The sequence below is a fragment of the Pseudomonas sp. SM4 genome, assembly GCF_051913165.1.
Lineage (GTDB): Bacteria > Pseudomonadota > Gammaproteobacteria > Pseudomonadales > Pseudomonadaceae > Aquipseudomonas.
Map to the genome: position 1 here is coordinate 49,699 of NZ_JBODOE010000002.1, position 2,627 is coordinate 52,325.

Below are 2,627 nucleotides of genomic sequence, written 5' to 3' on the forward strand. Positions count from 1 at the left end.
TGTGGGAGAAGGTGGCTATAAAGCCTTGAGCCTACTCCTCTTTATATTTTGGTGAATGGGCTGACGCCATCGCTGGCGAGCCAGCTCCCACAGGGATTCAGGGGGGCTCAAGATCAATGGCCACGCACAATCCCTTGTAGGAGTGAGCCTGCTCGCGATGGCGGTGTGTCAGCCACATTCATCCAAGCTGATTCACCGCCATCGCGAGCAGGCTCACTCCGACAGGGGTTTGAGTTGAATGAGAGTTTTGTGACTGGAGCTGAAACCTGTGGGAGAAGGTGGCTATAAAGCCTTGAGCCTACTCCTCTTTATATTTTGGTGAATGGGCTGACGCCATCGCTGGCAAGCCAGCTCCCACAGGGATTCAGGGGGGCTCAAGATTAATGGCTACGCACCATCCCTTGTAGGAGTGAGCCTGCTCGCGATGGCGGTGTGTCAGCCACATTCATCCAAGCTGATTCAGCGCTATCGTGAGCAGGCTCACTCCTACAGGGTCTTGGTTGAATGAGGAAGAACCTGTGGGAGCTGGCTTGCCAGCGATGGCGGTGTGTCAGGCAACATTTTTGTTGACTGACACACCTTTTTACCGGGTTACGACAATGGCGGGGTGCGGGGCGGGATCTGGCGCTTGTTGCCGGTTGACTCGAATGCGGCGGCCAGGCGCAGCAGGCTCGAGTCGTCGTAGGCGCGGCCAGCGAAGGTCAGACCGACCGGCATGCCGATGTCGGCCATCACGCCCATCGGCACGGTCACGGTCGGTACGCCGAGGTGGCGGATCGCAAGGTTGCCGTTGGCGACCCAGATGCCGTTACTCCAGGCAATGTCCGCCGACGCAGGATTGACGTCCGCATCCGCCGGGCCCACATCGGCGACCGTCGGGAACAGCACGGCGTCGAGGCCCAGCTTATCCATCCAGTCTTCGAGGTCGATACGCCGGGTCTGCTCCAGACCGCGCAGGCCGTCCGGCACTGTAGAAATCTCATTCCACGGGGTGATGCCGCGTTCGGCCATGCGCACGTATTCGTCCATGCCGGCCACCAGATCACCTTCACGGTTGGGCAGCGTGCCCGGTTCGTGCGGGAAGATCTTCGCCCCGTCGACGTCGACCAGACGATTGAGTTTCGGATCGCCGTTGGCGCGCAGAAAATCGTCAAACGCCCAGGCAGTCAGGTCCCACAGTTCGTGGTGGAGAAACTCTTTCGACACCAGGCCCCGGGTGAACACAGTCGGTGCGCCCGGACGGTCGCCCTCGCAATTGGAGACCAGCGGGAAGTCGGTTTCGGTGACTTCGGCACCAGCAGCTTCGAGGGCCTGACGGGCCTGTTTCCACAGATCAATCACCGACTCGCGGGTGTTGATGCGCTGGCCAGTCGGGCCACCGATGCCCGGCGCCTCGCTGGTGCCCGCTTCAGGGTCGGCATTGATGAACATGCGCGGCACGGCGAAACGCTTGCCGGCCAACGCCTTGGCATCGGCTGCCAGCTCAGCGTAAGCGGCAGGGCGCACGGAGTTGACGCTGGGGATCGGCACCCACGGTTGCAGGCGCCACAGATCGCCACGGGTGTCCGGGTCTTCGGCAACAACGATATCGAGCACTTCCAGCAGGTCGGCCATGGTTCGTGCGTAAGGTACAACCACGTCCATGGTTGGCGTCAGCGGCCAGTTGCCGCGCACCGAAATCACACCGCGCGACGGCGTATAGGCGCACAGGCCATTGTTCGAGGCCGGGCCACGACCACTCGACCAGGTTTCTTCGGCCAGACCGAATGCGGCAAAACTCGCCGCCGTCGCCGTGCCGGCACCGTTGGACGAGCCAGATGCAAACGGCGCGGTCAGGTAATCGGCGTTGTACGGACTTTCAGCGCGACCATAAACGCCGCGCTGCATGCCGCCATTGGCCATCGGCGGCATGTTGGTCTTGCCCAGGCAAATCGCCCCGGCCGCGCGCAGGCGCTCGATGGTGAACGCGTCGCGATGGGCGACCAGATCGGCGAAGGCCGGGCTACCCGACGCGGCGGTCAGGCCCTTGACCAGATAACTGTCTTTGGCGGTGTAGGGAATGCCGTCGAGCGGGCCAAGGGTTTCGCCTTTGGCCCGGCGGGCGTCGGCGGCTTGCGCTTCGTTCAGCGCCTCGGGATTGCGTACCACCACGGCATTCAGCGCGGTCGGGGTATCGGCGCCATCGTAGGCGTCGATGCGTGCAAGGTAGGCCTGCACCAGTTCAACGGCGGTGGTCTGGCCGGACTCCAGTGCTGCGCGCAGTTGGGCAATGGACACTTCGGTGACTTCGATCATGCGGTCACCGCCGTTTGAATGTGGGTGCTTTTCTTGGAAGGGGTGTTCATATCGGTTCTCGTTGCACGGCTTTAAGCGACAAGGTTAAGGCTGGCGCCTATTTAACACCAAGCGGCGCACGGAGTAATCGCCGCGATCCATCTTTGTCCGCCAATAACTACTGGACGGACACCTGCAGGAGCTGCGGCACGCTGCGATCTTTTGATGTTGTTTTCAAGATCAAGATCAAAAGATCGCAGCGTGCGGCAGCTCCTACATGGGTATTGCGCGGTGACGAAGGATTGATATTTGTCCGCCAATAACTGCCGGGCGGACACCTGTAGGAGCTGCGG

General features: G+C 61.6%; 2 protein-coding genes. Both read right to left on the bottom strand.

Annotation, left to right across the window (positions count from 1 at the left end):
• Window positions 1-591 precede the first annotated feature (591 nt).
• Window positions 592-2,295, bottom strand: coding sequence for an amidase (locus ACQ4MY_RS03275; protein ID WP_440093700.1), 1,704 nt, complete (start codon window positions 2,293-2,295; stop codon window positions 592-594).
• Window positions 2,296-2,396: 101 nt separating this feature from the next.
• Window positions 2,397-2,627, bottom strand: a 231-nt coding sequence (locus tag ACQ4MY_RS03280; RefSeq protein WP_440093702.1) for a hypothetical protein, incomplete at its 5' end; no start/stop codon positions are given.